Raw genomic sequence first — 20345 nt, forward strand, 5'->3', positions numbered from 1 at the left:
AGTAATTATTAGTATATTTTTGATAAAATTAGTTTTATTTTCAACAAAAAGGCTTAGTTATGATTAGGGCAAAAAAAATTTGGATGGATGGAAAAATCATTGATTTTGATGATGCAAAAATTCATGTTTTAACACATTCATTACATTATGCAAATGCAGTTTTTGAAGGAACAAGAGCTTATAAAACACAAAATGGTTTAGCAATTTTTAGATTAAAAGAACACACCAAAAGACTTTTAGAGTCTGCAAAAATTACTTTAATTAATTCTCCTTTTTCTCAAGAAGAACTTGAAAATGCACAAGTTGAACTTTTAAGAGCAAATGATTTTCAAAATAACACCTATTTGCGACCATTAATCTTTTTAGGTGATGGTACTATGGGAGTTTATCATGCTAAAGCTCCTGTTAGGGTAGCTATTGCTGCTTGGGAATGGGGTGCTTATTTAGGCGAAGAAGGCTTAGAAAAAGGTATTAAGGTTAAAATTTCTTCTTTTGCTAGAAATAGTGTAAAATCTAGCTTAGGTAAAGCAAAAGCAAGTGCAAATTATTTAAATTCTCAAATGGCTAAATATGAAGCTATAGAAGCAGGATATGAGGAAGCCTTAATGCTCGATGAAGAAGGTTTTGTAGCAGAAGGAACAGGTGAGTGTTTTTTTATGATTAAAGATAATAAGCTAATCACACCACCAAATGATTTTTCATTAAAAAGTATCACTCAAGATACTGTTTTAAAAATTGCACATGATTTGGGCATAAGTGTAGTGCGTCAAAGAATTTCAAGAGATGAAGTTTATGTAGCTGATGAAGCATTTTTCACAGGAACTGCAGCAGAAATAACTCCGATAAATAATATTGATGCAAGAATTATAGGAGATGGAAAAAGAGGTGAGCTAACGACAAAGCTTCAAAATGCGTATTTTGATATAGTTTATGGACGCAATGAAAAATACGCTTCTATGCTAACTTATATTTAACAAAGGAACTAAATGCCAGCTGATTTGAATGATTATTTTAATAAAAAAAACAATCAAAACAACAATAAGCAAAATTTAAACTTCAAAACACCAGAATTTAATTTCAAAGGTTTTGGGAAATTTTCTCCATTAATTTATAGTGCAATTGCGATTATTTTAGTTTTTGCACTTTTTAAACCTTTTGCAATAGTAAATTCAGGGGAAATGGGGATCAAATCCACTACAGGTAAATACAGCCCTACCCCACTTGAACCAGGACTTCATTTTTTTATGCCTATACTACAAAAAATCACTATCGTAGATACTAGAGTAAGACAAATCAACTATGCTTCAATCGAAGGAATAAATGAAAATTTACAAATAGGATCAGGTGTTGTTAATAAAAATAGTATTTCGGTGCTTGATTCAAGAGGCTTGCCTGTATCTATTGATGTAACCGTTCAATACAGATTAAATCCTTTACAAGTTCCTCAAACTATCGCGACATGGGGGCTTAATTGGGAAAATAAAATCATAGATCCAGTAGTAAGAGATGTCGTAAGAAATGTTGTAGGTCAATACACTGCAGAAGAGCTTCCAACAAATCGTAATACTATAGCGGTGCAAATTGATCAGGGTATTAGAAAAACTATTGAAAGCCAACCAAATGAGCCAGCAGAGCTTCAAGCAGTTCAGCTTAGAGAAATTATCTTACCTATAAAAGTAAAAGAACAAATCGAAAGAGTACAAATTGCTAAACAAGAAGCTGAAAGAACTAAATATGAAGTTGAAAGAGCTAACCAAGAAGCACTTAAAAAAGCGGCTTTAGCTGAAGGGGAGGCAAATGCAACTATTATTAGTGCTAAAGGTAGAGCAAGTGCCGTAAAAATTGAAGCTGATGCACAAGCATATTCAAATAGAGAAATAGCAAAAAGTTTAAATAATCCTTTACTTGATTTAAAACAAATTGAAACCCAAAAGCAATTTAATGAAGCACTTAAAGTCAATAAAGATGCTAAAATTTTCTTAACACCAGGCGGAGCCGTGCCAAATATTTGGGTTGATAGCAAAGATAATAAAAGAACAAGTTCAGTAGCAAATTAAAAAATAAAGAAGTGATAATGAATGTTCAACATATCCGAGAGCAAATGATCTTTTATACAGCTCATTTGCACTTGATCGATTTTTTGTTAATGGCTTTAGTTGTATTCTTTTTCATTATCACTTTATTTATTGCTTTGATTGTTAGAAACAAACCTACTTTTGCTTTTATTATAATTTTTTTAGGAATTTTATGTTCACTTAGTATTGCGTATTTGGGATATTTTTTAATTGATACTAAAGTTAGATCCAGAATAGCTAGCTTAGATAATGCTCAATTTTTTGTATATGATAATTCTTTAAGTGTTGATTATAGCTTGACAAATACTTCTAAAAAAAGTTTTAAATTTTGCAAAATAAAAGTAGAAGTATTTAGAAAAAGCGATGGAAATAATACTTTTAAAAATTTAATACATTTATTAAAACCATTAAGAAGTAAATCTACCACTATCGAAAAAACAATAAGTCCCAACCAAACTATTAATCTAAAAACCAAATTTTCCGATTTTAATGAAGGTCAAGATTTTGACATTAAAATTAATTCAAAGTGTTTTTAATGGGATATTTTACTTTTTTTCATATTCTCATCATTTTTATTATGCTAGCTTCAACATTCCTTACTTGGATTTTATTCTATTTAAAAATACAAAACAAAAAATATATGATAATTTTTTGCATAATAAGTTTTATATTAGCCTTAATCTTAACTATTTCTTTACTATTAACTATAGATCAATACACAAAAAAAGCTAGTTTGAGTAATTTTTCAACCTACAGACGCTTAGCTACAGAAAGTATTATTATAAAAGGTAGAGTAACCAACGATACTAATTTTAAAATTTCAGAATGCTTTTTAGAACTTAGAATTATTGATAATAATAAAAAGCATGAAATCAGTGGAGAAATTTTTAATCAACAAAATTTTGATAGTATAAAAAAAGCAAATCAACAACAAAGAGATGTTTCGTATAATATTAACATTGCAAATCAATTATCAGGTCATACCTACAAAGACTTTTCTTTTGAAGTGGGATTGCCGCCTCATTTTCAAAGTTATAAAATTTTTAAACAATTAAAATGCAGATAAGGATTATTTAATAAAATAATCCCCATCAAAACTAATCAAAGAATATTTTCTTTCATTGCCTATGCTTGAAACTAGCTCATTAATATCTAAAAAAGTCAAACTATCTGCACCTGTATATTCTCTAACCTCTTCAATACTCTTATTAGCTGAAATTAACTCTTCAAAAGTTGGAGTGTCTATACCATAAATATCAGGGAATTTGATTTCTGGACAAGCTATAGCCAAATGAATTTTTCTAGCACCTGCTTGTCTTAAAAGTGTGATGATTTTTTTAGAAGTTGTTCCTCTTACTACACTATCATCAATCACCACTATATCTTTACCTTCTAAAACTTTCTTCATAGGATTTAATTTCAGTTTTACTTTTAAATTTCTCATTTCTTGAGTTGGCTCTATGAAAGTTCTTCCAACATAGTGATTTCTAACTATGGCCATTTCAAGTGGAATTTTTAAATATTGTGCAAAACCTATAGCAGCACTTACTCCACTATCAGGAACAGGCACTACAAAATCTACTTTTTCTTTAAATTTTTTAGCCAAGGCTTCACCCATTTTTTTACGCACTTCATATACACTTTTACCTTCTATAATACTATCAGGTCTAGCAAAATAAATATATTCAAATGCACAAATTCTTGGATCTGTTTTATCAAAAACTTGAATGCTTTCAAACTCATCACTACCTTGAGTAAAAACTAGCATTTCACCGGGCTTTATATCGCGGATAAATTCAGCTTCTATCAAATCAAAAGCACAAGTTTCACTCGCTACAATATATCCACCATCTTTTAATTTTCCCAAAGATAAAGGTCTAACCCCATAAGGATCTCTTACCACAAAAAGTTGATTTTTACTAGCTAACATAAAGCAATATGCACCCTTACTTTGCATTAGACTTTCTATAAATCTATCTTTTAAAGTTTCTTTTTTGCTTTTTGCTATTAAATGCACAACATTTTCTGTGTCCATATTAGAATGAAAAATAGCCCCATTGTCAATTAACTCTTTTCTAACTTCTTCTTTATTAATCAAATTTCCATTATGCACTAAAGAAATATCACCCAAAGAACAAGTAGCTGCAACAGGCTGTGCATCATGCAAAGAAGAATTTCCAGCGGTAGAATAACGATTATGGCCTACAGCTATACTACCTTTTAAATCTGCTAAAATTTGAGTATTAAAAATTTGTCCTACTTCACCTTTAGCTTTATGAGTTTTGATATTTAAACCATCACTTACACTAATTCCACTTGCTTCTTGGCCACGATGTTGCATAGCAAATAAAGCATAATAAGCCACCGTGCTTGCATTTTTTGAATTAATTACTCCAACTACCGCACACATTTAAATTCCTAAACAATCGTCTATATCATATAAGCCATTTTCTTGAGAAACCAGCCATTTAGCACATCTAATAGCCCCCATAGCAAAAGTAGCTCTTGAAGTAGCACTATGATTTAATTCTATAAATTCACCATCATTATAAAATCCAACTCTATGAGAACCCACTATATCACCACCTCTTAAGCTCATCACTGCGATTTCATCTTTACTTCTTTGACCAATAATCCCATCTCTACCACTTACTCTAACCTTTTCTAAATCTAAATTCCTAGCCTTAGCGACATTTTGTGCTAAAGTCATAGCTGTACCACTTGGAGCGTCTTTTTTCTTATTGTGGTGCATTTCAAGTATTTCTATATCAAAATCCCTTAAAGCTTCACTTGCTAAACATGAAAGTTTTTTTAAAATAGCTACACCCAAAGACATATTGGTAGCATAAAGAATTGGCATAGTAATGCTTGCACTTTGCATTAACTCATTTTGCTTAGCATCTAATCCTGTAGTACCTATCACTAAAGGTTTAGGATTGCTTCTTGCGTATAACAACAAATCCTCACAACCTTTCGGGGAAGAAAAATCAATTATTACATCGCATTTGTTAAAAAATTCTTCATAGCTTGATCCTTGATAAAAAAATGCACTTGCTTTAACATCTTTTTGATCTTGTAAACAATTTTCAATTTGTTTACCCATGCGACCATTGCTCCCATGAATTCCTATACATATCATAAATTTATCCTTTATATTTGCAGTGAGAAATTGTATCACTAAGTTAATTAATACAATATTACATACCATGAGCAAAAGTTTCCAAAAAGTTTCCAAAAAACTTTAAATTTATAACACATTTTTAAAAGGAGTTTTATGAAAAGAAGAACATTTTTGAAAGGCTCAGCTTTGGGTTCTATGGTAGCATTTTTTGCTAGCTCAAATTTAAATGCGAGTTTATTAAAAGATAAAGATTTGCTAAATTTTAAAGAAATACCTGCTAGCACAGAAGATAAAGTTATCGTACCAGATGGCTACAAAGCAGATATTTTAATCTCATGGGGCGATCCTCTTTTTAGCAAAGCATCTATTTATGATGAAGAAAAAAATATCGATAAAAAAGCTGTGGAAAATGCTAAATTAACTTTTGGAGACAATAACGATGGTATGAGTTTTTTTCCTCTTTCAAAAGATAGGGCTATACTAGCTATTAATAATGAATATATAAATCCTGAAATTATGTTTAAACATCAAGGTAAAAATCTTAGCTTAGATGATATTTTATATGAACAAGCAAATTTAGGAGTGAGTATTTTTGAAATAAAAAAAGAAAAAGATCAATGGTCTGTGGTGCTTGATTCTAAATACAATCGCAGAATCGATGCAAATACAAAAATGAGCATTAGTGGTCCAGCAAAACAACAAGTACTTCAAAATGAAAATTTTATATATGGAACTTTAAATAATTGTGCCAATGGAAAAACACCTTGGGGGACTTATCTTACTTGCGAAGAAAATATAAATGATTTTTTTGGAAGTTTAGATGAAAAAATTAAATTTTCAAAAGAGCAACTTAGATTTGGATTTAAAACTCAAAGTCAATATGGATGGGAAAAATTTGATGAAAGATTTGATTTAAGTAAAAATCCAAACGAGGCAAATAAATTTGGATGGGTTGTAGAAATTGATCCATTTGATCCAAACAGCATACCTATAAAAAGAACAGCTCTTGGAAGATTTAAACACGAAAATGCAGAATTAATTGTAGAAGATGATGGAACCGTTGTAATTTATATGGGAGATGATGAAGCCAATGAATTTATTTATAAATTTATAAGCAAACATAAATATAAAAAAGGTCTAGATACTAGCAAAATTTTAGATGAAGGAACCTTATATGTAGCACAATTTAATGGAGAAATAGGAGATTTTAGAGGGAGTGGAAAATGGATTGAGTTAGAATATGGTAAAAATAACCTTAATAAAGAAAATGGTTTTAACTCTCAAGCAGATGTGTTAATCAATGCTAGAATTGCTGGAACTATTGTAAATGCAACTCCTATGGATAGATGTGAATGGATAGCAAGCCATAAAGAAAGTGACTCAAAAGAAGTATTTGCTACCTTAACAAACAATAAAAAAAATAATAACCCAAATCCAGCAAACCCAAGAACAAAAAATATTTACGGACAAATAATTAAATGGGAGCATAAAAATTCTCATAAAGATGATGAATTTACTTGGGAAATTTTTGCACTTGCAGGAAACCCTGATAATCAAACAAGTTTAAATAAAGGCTCAAACAACATTACAAGTAATAATAAATTTAATTCCCCCGATGGATTAAGTTTTGATAGAGATGGTCGCCTTTGGATACAAACTGATGGAAACTATTCTAATCAAGAAGAATTTGAAGGCATGGGAAATAATTGTATGTTAGCAGCTAATCCAAAAACAGGGGAAATAAAAAGATTTTTAACAGGACCAATAGCTTGCGAAATAACAGGAATTGCTTTTAGTCAAGATTATAAAACTATGTTTGTTGGAATTCAACATCCAGGAGAGAAATTAAAAGGCAGTCAATTTCCTTATGGCAAAACACCAAGATCAAGTATAATAGCAATAAGTAAAATTGATGGCGGAGTTATTGGAAGTTAATCAATTTACACTAGAAATTCTAGTGTAAATTTTCAATATAAGCTAAAGCGCTAAGCGCTGCAACCGCTCCATCGCCTGCTGCACATATTACTTGTTTTGGAGCATCTTTTCTTAAATCACCTGCTGCAAATAACCCTGCTATATTGGTTTGCATTTTAAGATCAACACTAACTTGACCACCTTCTTCCATAGCACATAAAAATTCACCATTGTCTTGTTTTAAGATTTCATTTCTTACATTTAATCCAACAAAGGTAAAGATTCCAGGCACATCAAGCTCTCTTTTAGAACCATCATTAAATGCTATTTTAATTTTATTAACACCCATATTATCACCGCAAACCTCATCAACAACCGCATTTGTGATTAATTCTATTTTGTCATTATTTTTTACTTTTTCAACTGTTGAAGGTGCTGCTCTAAACTCATCTCTTCTGTGGATTAAATACACTTTTGAACAAATATTAGCTAGATACAAAGCTTCTTCTAAAGCAGTATCTCCCCCACCTAAAACAGCCACTTCTTTATTTTTATAAAAAAAGCCATCGCAAGTTGCACAAGTACTCACACCTTTACCAAAAAATTCATCCTCGCCTTTAAAACCAGCACGACGCGGAGTAGAGCCTGTGCAAACAATAACTGCTTTTGCTTGTTCGTTTTTACCGCCTTCCAATTTTATATTAAAACTTCCATCAGAATTTTTACTAATTTGTTCAACACCTACCATCTCATGTTTTAAACCAAAACGCATACATTGTTCATTCCAAGGAACCATAAAAGAAATTCCATCTAAAACTTGAGCAACTCCAGGATAATTTTCTATCTCTGAACTCGAAGTAATCTGCCCACCAGGCATACCTTTTTCAAACATTACAACATTTTTTAATCCACCTCTTGTAGCATATAAACCTGCGCTCAAACCTGCAGGTCCACCACCTATAATAGCTAAATCTAACATGATATTTTCCTTATAGTTTTATTTATAAGTATTATACAAATTTTTCTTTAATTATAAATAATAAAAATTATTAAATAGTAAAAAATATGAAGAAAAGCCACAAAAAGTGGCTTAAGATTATAAAAGTGAGTTTAGTTTATCTGCTAAAGCTTGTTTTGATTGAGCACCAACTAGTTGATCAACCACTTCACCATCTTTAAAGAAAATGATAGTTGGGATAGATCTTACACCAAATTGTGCAGCCAAATCACCTTGCTCATCTGTATTTACTTTACAAATTTTAGCTTTACCATCAAAATCATTTGCAAGCTCATCAATTACCGGTGCAAGCATTCTGCAAGGTCCGCACCATGGAGCCCAAAAATCTACTAAAGCTACACCTTCTTTTGCTTGTGCAAAATTTTCTGTAGTTAAATCAATATATTTTCCCATTTTTTTCTCCTTTGTTTTTTCAAATTCTATTAAAATAGAATAAACATTCCCTTAATAACTAATGTTCTCTAAAAGTTTTATATCATCTTTATATACGCAAAGTAAATCTAGTTGATAATTTTCATCATTTTTATGTTTCATAAAGTAATATTCTATAGTCTTAATAATTTTATTATATTTTTTATTATCCAATCTATATTCTACCTCATAATCACCTTGCGTGCTTTTAACTTCAATAAAATGTAAAATTTTATCTTTTTTAGCAATAATATCAATTTCTCCAAATTTAGAATAAAAATTCCTTTTTAAAATTTCAAATCCTTGTGTTTTTAAAAATTCACACGCTAACTCTTCTCCTTTTTTACCAAAAAGATATTCAAATAATGCCATTACTCTTCTATTCTCATCATAAAAACATCATCTTTTACAAATTCTTGTTCTCTAAGCTTTTGAGTTAAAATTTGTATATTTTTTTCATAAGTTTGATGAGTGATGAAAAATAAAGTGCTATAATCTTGCTTTTCTTTTTTAGGCTTTTGCAAGAAAGTATCGATTGAAATTTGATGTTCACTCATTAATTGTGTGATTTTTGATAAAACTCCTATTTTATCTAATACCTTTAATCTTAAATAATATCTTGTATAAATTTCATCTTTACTTAAAAGTTTATAAGAAGTATCATTTAAATACCCAAAAATAGCACTATTTTTTTCTTTTCTTGCTATATCGATTAAATCAGCTATAACAGCACTTGCAGTTGCCCTGCCACCTGCTCCTGGGCCATAATATAAACTTTCACCCAATACATCTCCATCAATACTAATAGCATTCATTACCCCATCAACTTTTGCTAGTATTTTATCTTTGCTAAGCATGGTAGGATGAACTCTTAATTCTATTTTTTCATCTTTAATCTTAGCAATACCCAAGTGTTTTATGGTATATTCAAATTCTTTTGCAAAATAAATATCCTCATTACTTACTTTGCTAATACCCTCAATCAAAATATCTTCAGGTTTCACTCTTAATCCATAGGCAATATTTGCTAAAATCAAAAGTTTATGCGCTGCATCAAAACCCTCTATATCAAAAGTGGGATTAGCTTCAGCATATCCTAAATCTTGTGCTTTTTTTAACACCTCTTGGAATTTGGTATTATCTTCGGTCATTTTACTTAAAATATAATTGCTTGTGCCATTTAAAATGCCTTTAATAGAAACAATATTATTAGCACTCAAGCCCTCTTTTAAAATTTTAATAATAGGAATTCCACCCGCCACACTCGCCTCATAACCAAAAGCTGTATCTTGTGCTAATTTTTCAAGCTCATAACGATGATAAGCAAGCAAAGCTTTATTAGCAGTTACCACTGCTTTTTTTCTTTTTAAAATTTTTGAAATTATCTCAAAGGGTAAATCAATACCACCCATTAACTCCACAAATACATCAATATCTTCACGCTCTAAAACCTCATCAATATCATTTACCACAGGAATTAACGCATTTGTTTTTGGATTTCTTGCCAAAGCAATTACTGGAATAATTTCTTCATCACATCTTGCTTTGATTAAATCTTGATTTTTTAACAAAGTTTCTACAACAGCACTTCCTACCGTACCATATCCCAAAATTGCGATTTTCATTTTATTCTCTTAAATATTTTTTTATATTTCTTGCTGCTTGACGAATGCGGTTTTCATTTTCTATTAAAGCTATTCTAACATACTCATTACCCGCTTCACCAAAACCAACTCCAGGGCTTACCGCTACATTTGCTTTTTGCAAAAGCTGTTTAGAAAATTCCATACTTCCAAGGTGAGCTTTACTTTGAGGGAGTTTTGCCCAAACAAACATACTTGCATTTGGTTTTTTCAGCTCCCATCCTGCCTGAAAAAATGAATCAAGCAAGACTTCTAATCTTTTTGCATAAGTTGCCTTAATCTCTTCAACACAAGTTTGATCTCCATCTAAAGCTATAGTAGCAGCAACTTGTATAGGAGTATACATACCATAATCAAACCAAGACTTGATTTTTTTCAAAGCCGCAATTAAGCGTTTATTACCCACTACAAAACCTACACGCCAACCTGCCATATTGTAAGACTTTGAAAGTGTATAAGTTTCTACCGCTACATCTTTAGCACCTTCAACTTCAAAAATAGAAGGGGTTTTATAAGAACCAAAAGTCAAATCTGCATAAGCAATATCAGAAATAATATAAAATCTTTCTTTTTTTGCCATTGCAACTAATCTCTCATAAAAACTTCTTTCTACAGTGACTGTTGTAGGATTGTGCGGAAAATTTACTACTACATATTTTGGACGCGGAATACTTTCATGTAGTGTTTTTTGTAAATTTTCAAAAAAAGTATTTTCATTTAATTCATAATTTTCATTAAAATCAAAATTCATAGTTGCTACATTACCACCTGCTATGATAAAAGCTTGAGTGTGTATAGGGTAAGCGGGTGTAGGTACAATAGCTACATCTCCTGGGTTAATAACGGCTCTTGCTAAATTTACAAAGCCTTCTTTAGAACCCATCGTTGCAACTACTTCACTTTCAGGATCTAAATCAACATCGTATTTTCTTTTATACCAATTACAAATTGCAAGTCTTAGTTTATAAATTCCACTCGAAGCAGAATAACCAGAAGTTTTTTCTTTATTTGCACTTTCACAAAGTTTATCTATAATGTGTTGAGGAGTTTTACCATCAGGATTTCCCATAGAAAAATCTATTATATCCTCCCCTGCTCTTCTTGCTGCCATTTTAATCGCATTAACTTCAGCAAAAACATAATTTGGAAGTCTTTCTATGGTATTAAAATGAATTTCTTCAAACATTTTCCATCCTTTTTAGCGTCTTAAGTAAATTTTTAAACCCCTTTTTATGTTATCAAGGCTAAACATATCGCCAATGATAGCATATTTTGCACCCAATGGGATATTTATATTAATTTCATTTTGTTTGTGTGTGTTTTCTATACCTTGAATAAAATTTAAATTTTTATCTAAAAATTGAATTTTACAAAACCAAGAATCAAGATTGTGCGCGCTAAGCTCTATGCTTTTTGCTCCTTGTAAATCAACAATATATTCCCTTAAAGGCTTATTTAATTGAGTGATGGTATTTAGTGGAATTTGAGTATTGACTTTAGGTTTTGCTTTTGAAAAATCTAGCTCATACTCATAATTTAATTCTGAAATTTTAGAAATATCTTTAATAAAAACAGAGCTTGATAACAAGGCTTTATAGAAAACTCCTGGATCAAGCATATATTGAGAATCTACAGCTAACTTATAGGTAATATAATTTTCCCTTAAAGTTAATTCAGTTGGTATAAAATACACATAGCCTAATTCGTTTAAAGTATCATTAATAGTTTTAAAAAATAAAACAGAATCAGCTTGAGCTTTAAAACTAAAAGTTAGAGTTTTTGGCTCATTTAATATAAAATTTGCCAAAGAATTAGTTTTTAAAATTTGAGAAATAGTGTAAATATCTACATTTCCGCGTTCATCTTTATAGTCATTCCTTGCAAACAAAAGCTCTAATTTTGCATCTTTAGAATTATCATTAACAATATGTTTTGCAACTTCTAAAGCACTTAGTGCAAAAGCGTTAAGAGTAAAAAAAATGGAAAATATTAAAATTCTTACCATAATTTTCCTCTATTTTCTTTGATAAATTCAGCTTTTGTAATTTGTTTGATTTTACCATCTTTAATCATTAAAAATTTAGACACACCGTTTTTAAACTCTAAAGTATTATTATTTTCATCGTTTAAGCTAAAAGCAGCGTGGCCTGTGGTAATTAACATATCTTTATCCAAAGGTAAAACATAATCATTTTTAATAGTTAAAGAGCTCTTTCTAAAAGTTTTTAAATCCACCATACCAAGCCAAAGCTCTGCACTTGGTTTTATAATGCTTTCATTGAGTAAAATGATATTTTCTTCAGGCATATTTGAGCTAGCATTATCTTCTAATGTTTTTTCTGTATTATTGTTCTCGCTTATTGGTTCTAAAATAGTCGCGTTTGTTTCATTATTTTCCATAGCATCATCAGCAAAAAAATTAAGAACTGGTGTTTCATTTTCATCAACTTTTTCTTCTAAAACAACCTGCTCTTGATTTAATACATTGGTAGTATTTTCATCTAAAGTAGAACTTTGAAAAAATCTTGAAACACCCCAGGCCAAAGCTACTATCAAAAGTACTACTACTATAATCACAATATACCATACACTTGAGCTTTCTTTGGTATATGAGTTCATTCTAGGTGAAATATGCACATGATTTTTTTTCTCAATACCATTTTCTTCTAAATAGACATGATATTCTTCTAAAAAATTAGAAAAGTCAAGCTCATACTCTCTTTGTAAAATTTTAATAAAGCCATTTACATTAAAGCGAGATAAAGACTTAAAATCTTTCTTAATGATATATTCAAGACAAGCTATTTCTATTTGTGTTCTTTTTTGAACTTCTAACAAATTTAAATCTTCTAATTTTTTCCAACTATCCATTTTTCATCCTATCGCAAAGTATTGCAAATGCTGCACTAACATTTAAACTATCAAAATCATTGTGCATTTTTATACCTACGCACTCATCGCATTTTTTAAGTACCTTTGGCGCTATACCAAAACCTTCACTTCCCATAATCAAAACTTTTTTATCTTTGGCCTTGATAGTATGTATATCACTACCTCCGCTTGCACTAGCATAGATATAAAAACCTTTTTGTTTTAACTCATTTATCATGCTTAAAATATCATCATTTAAGACTATTTTCATATCTAAAGCTGCTCCACTACTTGCACGAATAACTCCATCCATAGCCACGCTTTTAGCTACCAAAATAACCCCATCAGCACCTAAAGCATAAGCACTACGCACGATAGCACCTATATTTCCAACATCGCTAATATTATATAAAATAACTATAAAATCTTTTTCTTTTAAACTCTCAAAAGAGCTAAATTCAAATTCATCAATTTCCATTAAAAAACCTTGATGATTTCCACCTCTTGCCAAGCTTTGTGCGGCTTTAAAATCGAGTTTTTTAATTTTTTTTGATGCCCTTGTTATTTTTGAAAAATCAGCTTTTTCACATTCTTTCGCTAAATAAATTTCTTTAATTTTTTCTTCATGCTTTTCTAAGATATAAAAAAACACTTGCTTACCATAAACTATCATTTTTAAATAATAACCAAATTCAACTTAAAAGCAGTTTTTGATAATTTTCTTTTGGAGATTTTGCATTGATTTTCGAAAGAAGTTTTGCCTTTGCCTTTAAAGATAAATCAAGCTCATAAATATCTTGCTCACACAAGGTATTTTGATGAAATTGCTTTTCTTTAGCATTTACCACTGCACACCATTCACCGCGTAAATCCATTGTTTTTAATTTTTCCAAAACCTCTAAAGCTTCTGCTCTAAATTTAGCTTCAAATTTCTTTGTTGCTTCTTTTATGATAAAAATTTCTCTTAAAGGATCAATTTTACTAATTTCTTCTACTAAATTAAGTATTCTGGTGGGTGCTTCATAAACTATACTAGGATAAGGATTAAGCATTAAATTTTCAATATCTTTTTGTCTTTGAGGATTTTTATTGGCCAAAAAACCCATAAAAATAAATTCTTTTTTACAAAATGCACTTGAAACCAATGCAAGCAAAGCAGCATTTGATCCTGTTAAGACTTCATAGTCAATATTGTTTTTAATAGCATATTCGATTAAAAATTGCCCCGGATCGCTAATACCTGGCATACCTGCATCACTTAAATATGCAATATCTTGTTTAAAAAAATCCTCATCTATTTTTGCTAAAAAATCTTTTTCATTATGAGTATGTAAAGCTATATATTTATCAGGCTTTATTTCTAAATTAAATTTTTCATTAAGAAGATGAATTAAAGATTTGCAAACTCTTGTATCTTCACATAAAAAGAGCTTGCATTTTTGTAAAATTTCTAAAGAATGAAAAGAAATATCGTTTAAATTTCCTATGGGCGTAGGAATAAAATATAACATTATTGCATTGCGTATTTTTTCTTAAATTTCTCTACACGACCCGCAGCATCTACGATTTTTTCACTACCTGTAAAGAATGGGTGGCAGCTTGAACAAATATCAACTTTAATTTCTGATTTATTTGACTTAGTAGTAAAAGAATTTCCACAAGCACAACTAACTTTACACTCTACATATTCTGGGTGAATTTCTTTCTTCATTGTTTATCCTTTTTCAAAACATTAAGGCGTAATTATATAGATTTTTATATAAAAAATAGCTAAATTTAAGCATGCTTTTAAATTATAAATTTTGAAGCAACCCCTATAAGTGCTGTTTGTGCTTTAAGTATATAGTTGGCTTGTAATTTTGCTCTTTTTATATTTATTTCTCTTTCTTTTTGCGAAAATCCGCCTTCAGCCCCAACCAAAAATACATACCTACCGGGATCAAAATTCATCAAATCTTCACCTTCAAAATCTATCAAAACAATATTTTCATAAGCTTGCTGAAATTTTTTAAAATCATCAAAACTTTCAAGTTCCATTAAAGAAGCACGACCGCATTGCTGGGATGATTCTATAAGAATTTTTTCCATTCTTTTAAAATCTAATTTAAAATTTTTTTGCGAGTATTCCATATACACAAAAGAAAGTTTTGCTACTCCAAGTTCATTTAAAAAAGGTAAAGTTTTTTCTATAACCTTTGGATCAATCACCGCCAAAGCTAAATGTATATATGTTTTTAATTCTTGTTTTTCTTCTTTTTTGTCAAGTAAATTTAATACGCAAGAGCGTCTAGAAAGCTCTATGCATTCATAAGTGTAAGTATAAAAATCTTTCAAATTCTTTAATATAATTTTATCACTCACTTTAATTCTTCGAGCCTTTAAGTGTAAAAAGGCTTCATTTTCTAGCTCTAAACTTACAGCACCACTTTGTGGGTGATATAAAAATTGCATTAAAAATAAAACCTCTTAAGCAAATAAGGTACAAAAAGCAAGAATATACCCAAACACAAAATAAAAAAACTTAAAAATCTAAATTTAGCATAGCGTTTAAACAATCTTGCTTTTTTAAATAAAACAAATTGATAAATAGCCAAAGCAAAAATCAAAATCCAACAAAACCACATAGAAAGCACATAGAAATTAAATTCAAAATGCTTTAAAGCCCATAACAAACTTCCAGTAAAAAGTGTAATTGCTAAAAACAAATAATAAATTGGCAAAAATAGACGAATTCTTTTTATAAAGATAAATTCTTGTGAGAAGTTACTTTGAGTCAAATACAAATAAAACAACATTAAAAAACCATTTGTATATAAACTATACACATGCAATGCTAAAAAAAATTCATAACTTTGATCCATTATTGTCCTTGTGTATTATTTTCATCTTGTATATCATCATCAACAGGTATAGGAAGTGTTTCATCATCTATAATGACATTAGAATCACTTTGTTCAATCTGAACTTGCTCGGTTTGTATTTCTTTTTTTATATTTTTATTCTCTTGATTTGAACAAGCCATAAAAAGCAATATTGGCACAATCAATAAAATCTTTTTCATTACACCTCCTTTTGATTGATAAAAACAAAATTTACATCTTGAAGTTTTTCAAAAAAATCTTTGTCTTTCCATTCATCTCTTATAGCTTGTGAAAAGTCAATATCTGCCAAATCAATCTTTGGTAAAAATTCACTATAAGCATCTTCTCTAAAACCTTGTGCATAACCTGTTCTTGTTTCATGTACAATAATGCTTTTTAAACTAACACCTTGCTCACCATTGACCATCTTAGTCTTTAAAAGCAAAGTATCAATCAGTACAAAAAATATGCGTACAAAATTTTCTGCACTTACATTCACAGGTAAACTTACCCATCTTTGTGAATGTTTTTTCATATCTTCTAAATAAACTTTATCATCATCTTTAAAAAGCGTAATAGCATGATCAAAACTATCAATAATTTGTTTTATCTCATCTTTTAACAAACCAAAATCATACACCATTCCAGCATTATCAAGGTATTTACTCTCAAGTAAAATTTCTACCTTATAAGAGTGGCCATGTATGCTTGTTTTACATCGCTTGGAGCTACAAAATCTAACAATATGAGCATTTTCAAATTCAAACATTTTTCTAATAATCATACGCCTTCTTTATCTCCCCAAATTCTAATATGCAATCTATCGGAGTAATTATATCCATTTTTTATACAAAATTCAGCAACACTTAAGGCGTTTTTAGAAATTTCTTCTTCATTTGACCCCATAGGCATACAAAAAACATCATTTTTACAAACTTGTAAAATTTCATTGATTTCTTTTAAGGCTTTATTTTCTTGTAAAAAATCCTTATCCAAAACAAATTTATAAAAACTTTCCTTAGCATAATTTTTAAAAGCTTCCAAAGCTTTTTCATTAATTCTTTTTTCTTTTTTTACACCACTATTGCTAAGCTTTACTCCTAAAGCAAAATAACATTTTTTATACAAAGGATATTTTTCAAAATCAATTTCAATACTTGCATTTGTTTCAAAATGCACCATAAAATCATTTTCTAAAAGTAAATTTATAAAACACAAAAAATCTTTATTTTGATAATTTAACAAAGGCTCACCACCCGTAATTACAACTATAACTTTGCGTGAATTTGCTAGCTTCAAAACCTCATCAAAAAGCTTTGCTGAAGTATATGTTTTATAACAAGTTTTAAATTCTTTAGTAAAAACAGCTCTTATAGTATCACAGCCCAAAAGTATTTTAGAATCTTTTTCTTTTTTTACTCCAAAGCCTGCGCAGTTAAAATTACACCCGGCAAATCTTACAAATATAGCCAAATTTCCACTATATTTTCCCTCACCTTGCAAGCTTAAAAAAGTTTCAACAACTTCCATTATCCACCTGTTTGATAAAAGGCTCTTGTGGAACTTTGATTGGCTTCATTTCCTGCCCATCTATTTTTTTCTGATTTATTTTTTATCACGGTTTTTAAAACTTCACAAGCACTTGCTATGTCTTTATTGCGTATAGCTTTTTTAATGCTTAAAGCCTCATCATAATATAAACAAGGTATTAAAAGCCCTTCGGCTGAAAGCCTTATACGGTTACAACTATCACAAAAATCATGGCTATGTGGATCAATAATGCCAAACTCATACCCATCTTCAAGTTCATAAATAGTCGCAGGTGCATTTGGACTTTTTTGTCCTTGTTTAAAAGAATACTTTTGAGCAATGATATTTAAAATTTCTGTTGATTTTAAGCCTTTTAAATCTCCATAAGCATGATAATTTTCCATAAATTCTATAAAGCGAATTTGGCTTTTGCGTGCTTTGGCAAATTCTAAAAGATCGATAAATTCACTATCATTAATTCCTTTAAGCGCTACGGTGTTAAATTTAATATTAAAACCTAATTCTAAAGCCTCATTAATACCATTTAACACATCTTTGAGTATGTTTTTTTGAGCTAATTTAAAGGCCACTTCTTCTTTTAAAGTATCCAAAGAGATGTTAATTCTTTTTAAGCCCGCTTGTTTTAAATCCTTTGCTTGTTGTTTTAATAAAGAAGCATTAGTAGTAAGCGCTAGATCTATATCTTGCTTATACTCACTAATCATAGCAATAAATTTATGCAAATCTTTTCTTACTAAAGGCTCACCACCTGTAATACGAATTTTCTTAACTCCTTCATCAATGCAAACTTTAACAAACATAAAAAGTTCTTCAAATGATAAAAGATTTTCCTTAGCACTCCATTCAAATGGAGTTTTTGGCATACAATAAAGGCAACGAAAATTACATCTTTGTGTTACTGAAATTCTTAAATAATCAATCACTCTTCCATAGCTATCTACTAACATCAAAGGCCTTTATAATAATTTATTAAATTTTAAAATAAGCTCAACCCTGCCCATACCTATACGCAAATCTTTGGCAATTTGCTCTATGGATTTTTTTTGATTAAAAAGTTCTATAACTTTTTGCTCTTCATTATCATAGCTTGGGCTTAATTTTGTAATACTTTGAGTTTTTTGTTCTAAATTTAATAAACGATTTTTTTGCTCACTTTGAAATTCTTCAATAACTTCTTCTACTTCTTTTAAAGCGCTTAAAATAGGAATGATATTTTGATTGATTTTTTGTTCTAGCACCTGCAAAAGCTCTTCTTTTAATTCTTCTCTTATGGCTTCAGTGTCTATTTCTTCTTTTTCTTGCTCTTGCTCATCTAAACTTTCTTTTTTTAAATAATGATATTGTTTATTTAAATCTTCTATCATTTTACCAAGCTCATTAATCTTAACAATACTTTCTTTTTCTTTAATCATCATATAAGCAAACATAGCAAAAATTAATAAAGCTACAACTAGCCACAATAATAAATCACTATCCATTTTCTTGCTCCTTTAAAATTTTAATCATTGCTCTTTGCATATTTGCTACAAAATTATCATACACAAGCTCATCTTCTGCTTTTATTTGCGTGATTTTTGCTTCATTCTCATTTAATGCTTTAAAAAAAATACTAATTTTTTGACCATTTAAATTAAATCTAGCATAATAATCTTCATCTTGCATTAAACACCTATCTTTAAATTGAATATGTGTAAAATTTACCCCAATCACAAAAGATTTATATTTTAAATTAACAAATAATTTTGTTTTATTAATATCATTTTTTATCAAATACAATTCTTGCTTTAAATCCATAAGCAAATCAAAAATCAACTGCTCACCCTCGCTAAATTCTACCCTTGAAGCAAGCTTTTTCCATTTGCTTAAATTGACATAATTATTACTTGAAACATATTCTTGCAAAAACTCTTCATATCTTTCTTTGCTCTCTTCAAATTCTAATTCCAAAGAGCTTTTAAAAAATTTCATCTCCATAAAAGATCAACCCATATAAAAATAAAAAAGACTATACTTAAATACCCATTTAAAGTAAAAAATGCTTTGTCAATTTTTGCAAAATTCTTTCTAACAATGCGGTGCTCAAAAAATAAAATAACAGCACTAACAATCACACCTAAAAATGCAATATTTCCTGTTGGAGCTACCCAAACAAATAAAAACCAAAAAAGCACTGCTAAAACATGACAAAATGCTGAGATAAACAAGGTCGCTTCAAGCCCAAATTTAGCAGGTATAGAGTGCAAGCCTGTCTTTTTATCATACTCCATATCTTGCAAAGCATAAAGTAAATCAAAACCAGCTGTCCAAAAAGTAACACCCAAACACAAAATAACACTATAAATTTCAATACTTCCCAAAACCACAATACTGCCTGCAATAGGAGCAAGTCCTAAGCAAAATCCTAATACTAAATGCGCTAGGGATGAAAATCTTTTAAAGGCTGAATAAATAGCTAAAATAAACAATACCGGCAAAGAAAGAGCAAAGGCTAGTTTGTTGATAAAATAACTTGCCAAAACAAAAATAATAGCATTTAAAATAATAAAAAGTAAAATGCTAGTTTTACCTATACGACCATCGATATTAGGTCTATTTGCACATCTTGGATTGTTTCTATCAATGTCCTCATCCATCAAACGATTGATTGCCATTGCAAAATTTCTTGCACTTACCGCGCAAATAACACCCAAAAACAAAGCTTTAAAACCAAACCAAGTGCTATCATTTAAAATAACAGAAGCTACAATCATCGAAACAAACAAAAATGGTAAAGCAAAAATAGAATGCTTAAAAACAATCAAGTCCAAAATATCTTTTAATTTTTCTTTTAATAAAGGCATTTTTTCTCTTTATAATATATTTTTGTTATGATTTTACTAA

The 20345-nt window shown here is 29.7% G+C and carries 26 protein-coding genes; 5 read left to right on the plus strand and 21 right to left on the minus strand.

Translation table 11 applies throughout. The features are described from left to right. The first annotated feature begins 59 nt into the window (after positions 1-59). The 4 genes from ilvE to L8W64_RS01240 are packed head-to-tail and all read left to right on the plus strand — an operon-like array spanning position 60 to position 3141. Positions 60-974 (plus strand): branched-chain-amino-acid transaminase, encoded by a 915-nt coding sequence (gene ilvE, locus L8W64_RS01225; protein ID WP_133319507.1) that lies wholly within the window; start codon positions 60-62, stop codon positions 972-974. Between the two features lie 12 nt (positions 975-986). Beyond that, complete coding sequence (locus tag L8W64_RS01230) at positions 987-2057, plus strand: prohibitin family protein (RefSeq protein ID WP_133319506.1); 1071 nt, start codon at positions 987-989, stop codon at positions 2055-2057. A gap of 17 nt (positions 2058-2074) precedes the next feature. Further along, positions 2075-2611 carry a DUF2393 domain-containing protein gene (locus L8W64_RS01235; protein ID WP_263666598.1) on the plus strand — a complete coding sequence of 179 codons (537 nt, stop codon included), beginning with the start codon at positions 2075-2077 and terminating at the stop codon, positions 2609-2611. A gap of 41 nt (positions 2612-2652) precedes the next feature. Further along, positions 2653-3141, plus strand: a complete 489-nt coding sequence (locus L8W64_RS01240) for a DUF2393 domain-containing protein (RefSeq protein ID WP_263672699.1) — start codon at positions 2653-2655, stop codon at positions 3139-3141. Positions 3142-3144: 3 nt separating this feature from the next. Here L8W64_RS01240 and purF read toward each other — a convergent pair whose 3' ends face one another. Continuing rightward, positions 3145-4485 (minus strand): amidophosphoribosyltransferase, encoded by a 1341-nt coding sequence (purF, locus tag L8W64_RS01245; protein ID WP_133319503.1) that lies wholly within the window; start codon positions 4483-4485, stop codon positions 3145-3147. Then, positions 4486-5214 (minus strand): 4-hydroxy-tetrahydrodipicolinate reductase, encoded by a 729-nt coding sequence (gene dapB / locus L8W64_RS01250; RefSeq protein ID WP_263661500.1) that lies wholly within the window; start codon positions 5212-5214, stop codon positions 4486-4488. It abuts the gene before it with no gap. 135 nt (positions 5215-5349) lie between these two features. Between dapB and L8W64_RS01255 the strand changes: the two genes are divergently transcribed. Next, entirely contained in the window at positions 5350-7131 is a 1782-nt protein-coding gene (locus L8W64_RS01255) for a PhoX family protein (protein ID WP_263661501.1), read from the plus strand. Between the two features lie 19 nt (positions 7132-7150). On the opposite strand, the gene trxB is transcribed toward L8W64_RS01255, so the two are convergent. The 19 genes from trxB to mqnP form a co-directional block, all read right to left on the minus strand. Beyond that, a complete protein-coding gene (trxB, locus tag L8W64_RS01260; protein ID WP_263659523.1) occupies positions 7151-8089 on the minus strand; it encodes a thioredoxin-disulfide reductase in 939 nt (312 codons plus the stop codon). 117 nt (positions 8090-8206) lie between these two features. Continuing rightward, positions 8207-8521, minus strand: coding sequence for a thioredoxin (gene trxA / locus L8W64_RS01265; RefSeq protein ID WP_039619298.1), 315 nt, complete (start codon positions 8519-8521; stop codon positions 8207-8209). Positions 8522-8572: 51 nt separating this feature from the next. Then, positions 8573-8911, minus strand: a complete 339-nt coding sequence (locus L8W64_RS01270; RefSeq protein ID WP_133319499.1) for a YraN family protein — start codon at positions 8909-8911, stop codon at positions 8573-8575. Further along, positions 8911-10164, minus strand: a complete 1254-nt coding sequence (locus tag L8W64_RS01275; protein ID WP_220566551.1) for a homoserine dehydrogenase — start codon at positions 10162-10164, stop codon at positions 8911-8913. The genes L8W64_RS01270 and L8W64_RS01275 overlap by 1 nt, the downstream gene beginning before the upstream one ends. A gap of 1 nt (position 10165) precedes the next feature. Further along, on the minus strand, positions 10166-11368 hold the full coding sequence (locus L8W64_RS01280) for an LL-diaminopimelate aminotransferase (protein WP_220566550.1): 1203 nt from the start codon (positions 11366-11368) through the stop codon (positions 10166-10168). A gap of 12 nt (positions 11369-11380) precedes the next feature. Beyond that, positions 11381-12187, minus strand: a complete 807-nt coding sequence (locus tag L8W64_RS01285) for a hypothetical protein (RefSeq protein WP_263659525.1) — start codon at positions 12185-12187, stop codon at positions 11381-11383. After that, on the minus strand, positions 12181-13053 hold the full coding sequence (locus tag L8W64_RS01290; RefSeq protein ID WP_133319495.1) for a hypothetical protein: 873 nt from the start codon (positions 13051-13053) through the stop codon (positions 12181-12183). Before L8W64_RS01290 ends, L8W64_RS01285 begins: the two co-directional genes overlap by 7 nt. Then, the gene (gene rlmB / locus L8W64_RS01295) at positions 13046-13726 is read right to left on the minus strand and encodes a 23S rRNA (guanosine(2251)-2'-O)-methyltransferase RlmB (RefSeq protein WP_133319494.1); all 681 of its coding nucleotides are present in this window, start codon (positions 13724-13726) and stop codon (positions 13046-13048) included. The genes L8W64_RS01290 and rlmB overlap by 8 nt, the downstream gene beginning before the upstream one ends. A gap of 19 nt (positions 13727-13745) precedes the next feature. Then, positions 13746-14564: a 16S rRNA (cytidine(1402)-2'-O)-methyltransferase gene (gene rsmI / locus L8W64_RS01300; protein WP_263672675.1), complete on the minus strand. Its 819-nt coding sequence runs from the start codon at positions 14562-14564 to the stop codon at positions 13746-13748. Further along, the gene (gene rpmE, locus L8W64_RS01305; protein WP_039664588.1) at positions 14564-14764 is read right to left on the minus strand and encodes a 50S ribosomal protein L31; all 201 of its coding nucleotides are present in this window, start codon (positions 14762-14764) and stop codon (positions 14564-14566) included. Before rpmE ends, rsmI begins: the two co-directional genes overlap by 1 nt. A gap of 77 nt (positions 14765-14841) precedes the next feature. After that, complete coding sequence (locus L8W64_RS01310) at positions 14842-15504, minus strand: 16S rRNA (uracil(1498)-N(3))-methyltransferase (RefSeq protein ID WP_263672677.1); 663 nt, start codon at positions 15502-15504, stop codon at positions 14842-14844. Beyond that, positions 15504-15914, minus strand: a complete 411-nt coding sequence (locus L8W64_RS01315; RefSeq protein ID WP_220566545.1) for a hypothetical protein — start codon at positions 15912-15914, stop codon at positions 15504-15506. Before L8W64_RS01315 ends, L8W64_RS01310 begins: the two co-directional genes overlap by 1 nt. Further along, positions 15914-16114: a cytochrome C gene (locus L8W64_RS01320; protein WP_133319490.1), complete on the minus strand. Its 201-nt coding sequence runs from the start codon at positions 16112-16114 to the stop codon at positions 15914-15916. The genes L8W64_RS01315 and L8W64_RS01320 overlap by 1 nt, the downstream gene beginning before the upstream one ends. Then, the gene (locus tag L8W64_RS01325) at positions 16114-16698 is read right to left on the minus strand and encodes a 6-pyruvoyl trahydropterin synthase family protein (RefSeq protein ID WP_263661505.1); all 585 of its coding nucleotides are present in this window, start codon (positions 16696-16698) and stop codon (positions 16114-16116) included. Before L8W64_RS01325 ends, L8W64_RS01320 begins: the two co-directional genes overlap by 1 nt. Next, complete coding sequence (locus L8W64_RS01330) at positions 16695-17444, minus strand: 7-carboxy-7-deazaguanine synthase QueE (protein WP_263670058.1); 750 nt, start codon at positions 17442-17444, stop codon at positions 16695-16697. The genes L8W64_RS01325 and L8W64_RS01330 overlap by 4 nt, the downstream gene beginning before the upstream one ends. Then, complete coding sequence (moaA, locus tag L8W64_RS01335) at positions 17444-18412, minus strand: GTP 3',8-cyclase MoaA (RefSeq protein WP_263670056.1); 969 nt, start codon at positions 18410-18412, stop codon at positions 17444-17446. Before moaA ends, L8W64_RS01330 begins: the two co-directional genes overlap by 1 nt. Positions 18413-18421: 9 nt before the next feature. Further along, positions 18422-18943, minus strand: a complete 522-nt coding sequence (locus tag L8W64_RS01340) for a DUF6115 domain-containing protein (protein ID WP_133319486.1) — start codon at positions 18941-18943, stop codon at positions 18422-18424. Then, on the minus strand, positions 18936-19433 hold the full coding sequence (locus L8W64_RS01345; RefSeq protein WP_263659526.1) for a hypothetical protein: 498 nt from the start codon (positions 19431-19433) through the stop codon (positions 18936-18938). Before L8W64_RS01345 ends, L8W64_RS01340 begins: the two co-directional genes overlap by 8 nt. After that, the gene (gene mqnP / locus L8W64_RS01350) at positions 19430-20305 is read right to left on the minus strand and encodes a menaquinone biosynthesis prenyltransferase MqnP (protein ID WP_263659527.1); all 876 of its coding nucleotides are present in this window, start codon (positions 20303-20305) and stop codon (positions 19430-19432) included. The genes L8W64_RS01345 and mqnP overlap by 4 nt, the downstream gene beginning before the upstream one ends. Positions 20306-20345: the final 40 nt, after the last annotated feature.

Origin of the sequence: Campylobacter sp. IFREMER_LSEM_CL1097 (genome assembly GCF_025772225.1) — a bacterium.
Lineage (GTDB): Bacteria > Campylobacterota > Campylobacteria > Campylobacterales > Campylobacteraceae > Campylobacter_D > Campylobacter_D lari_D.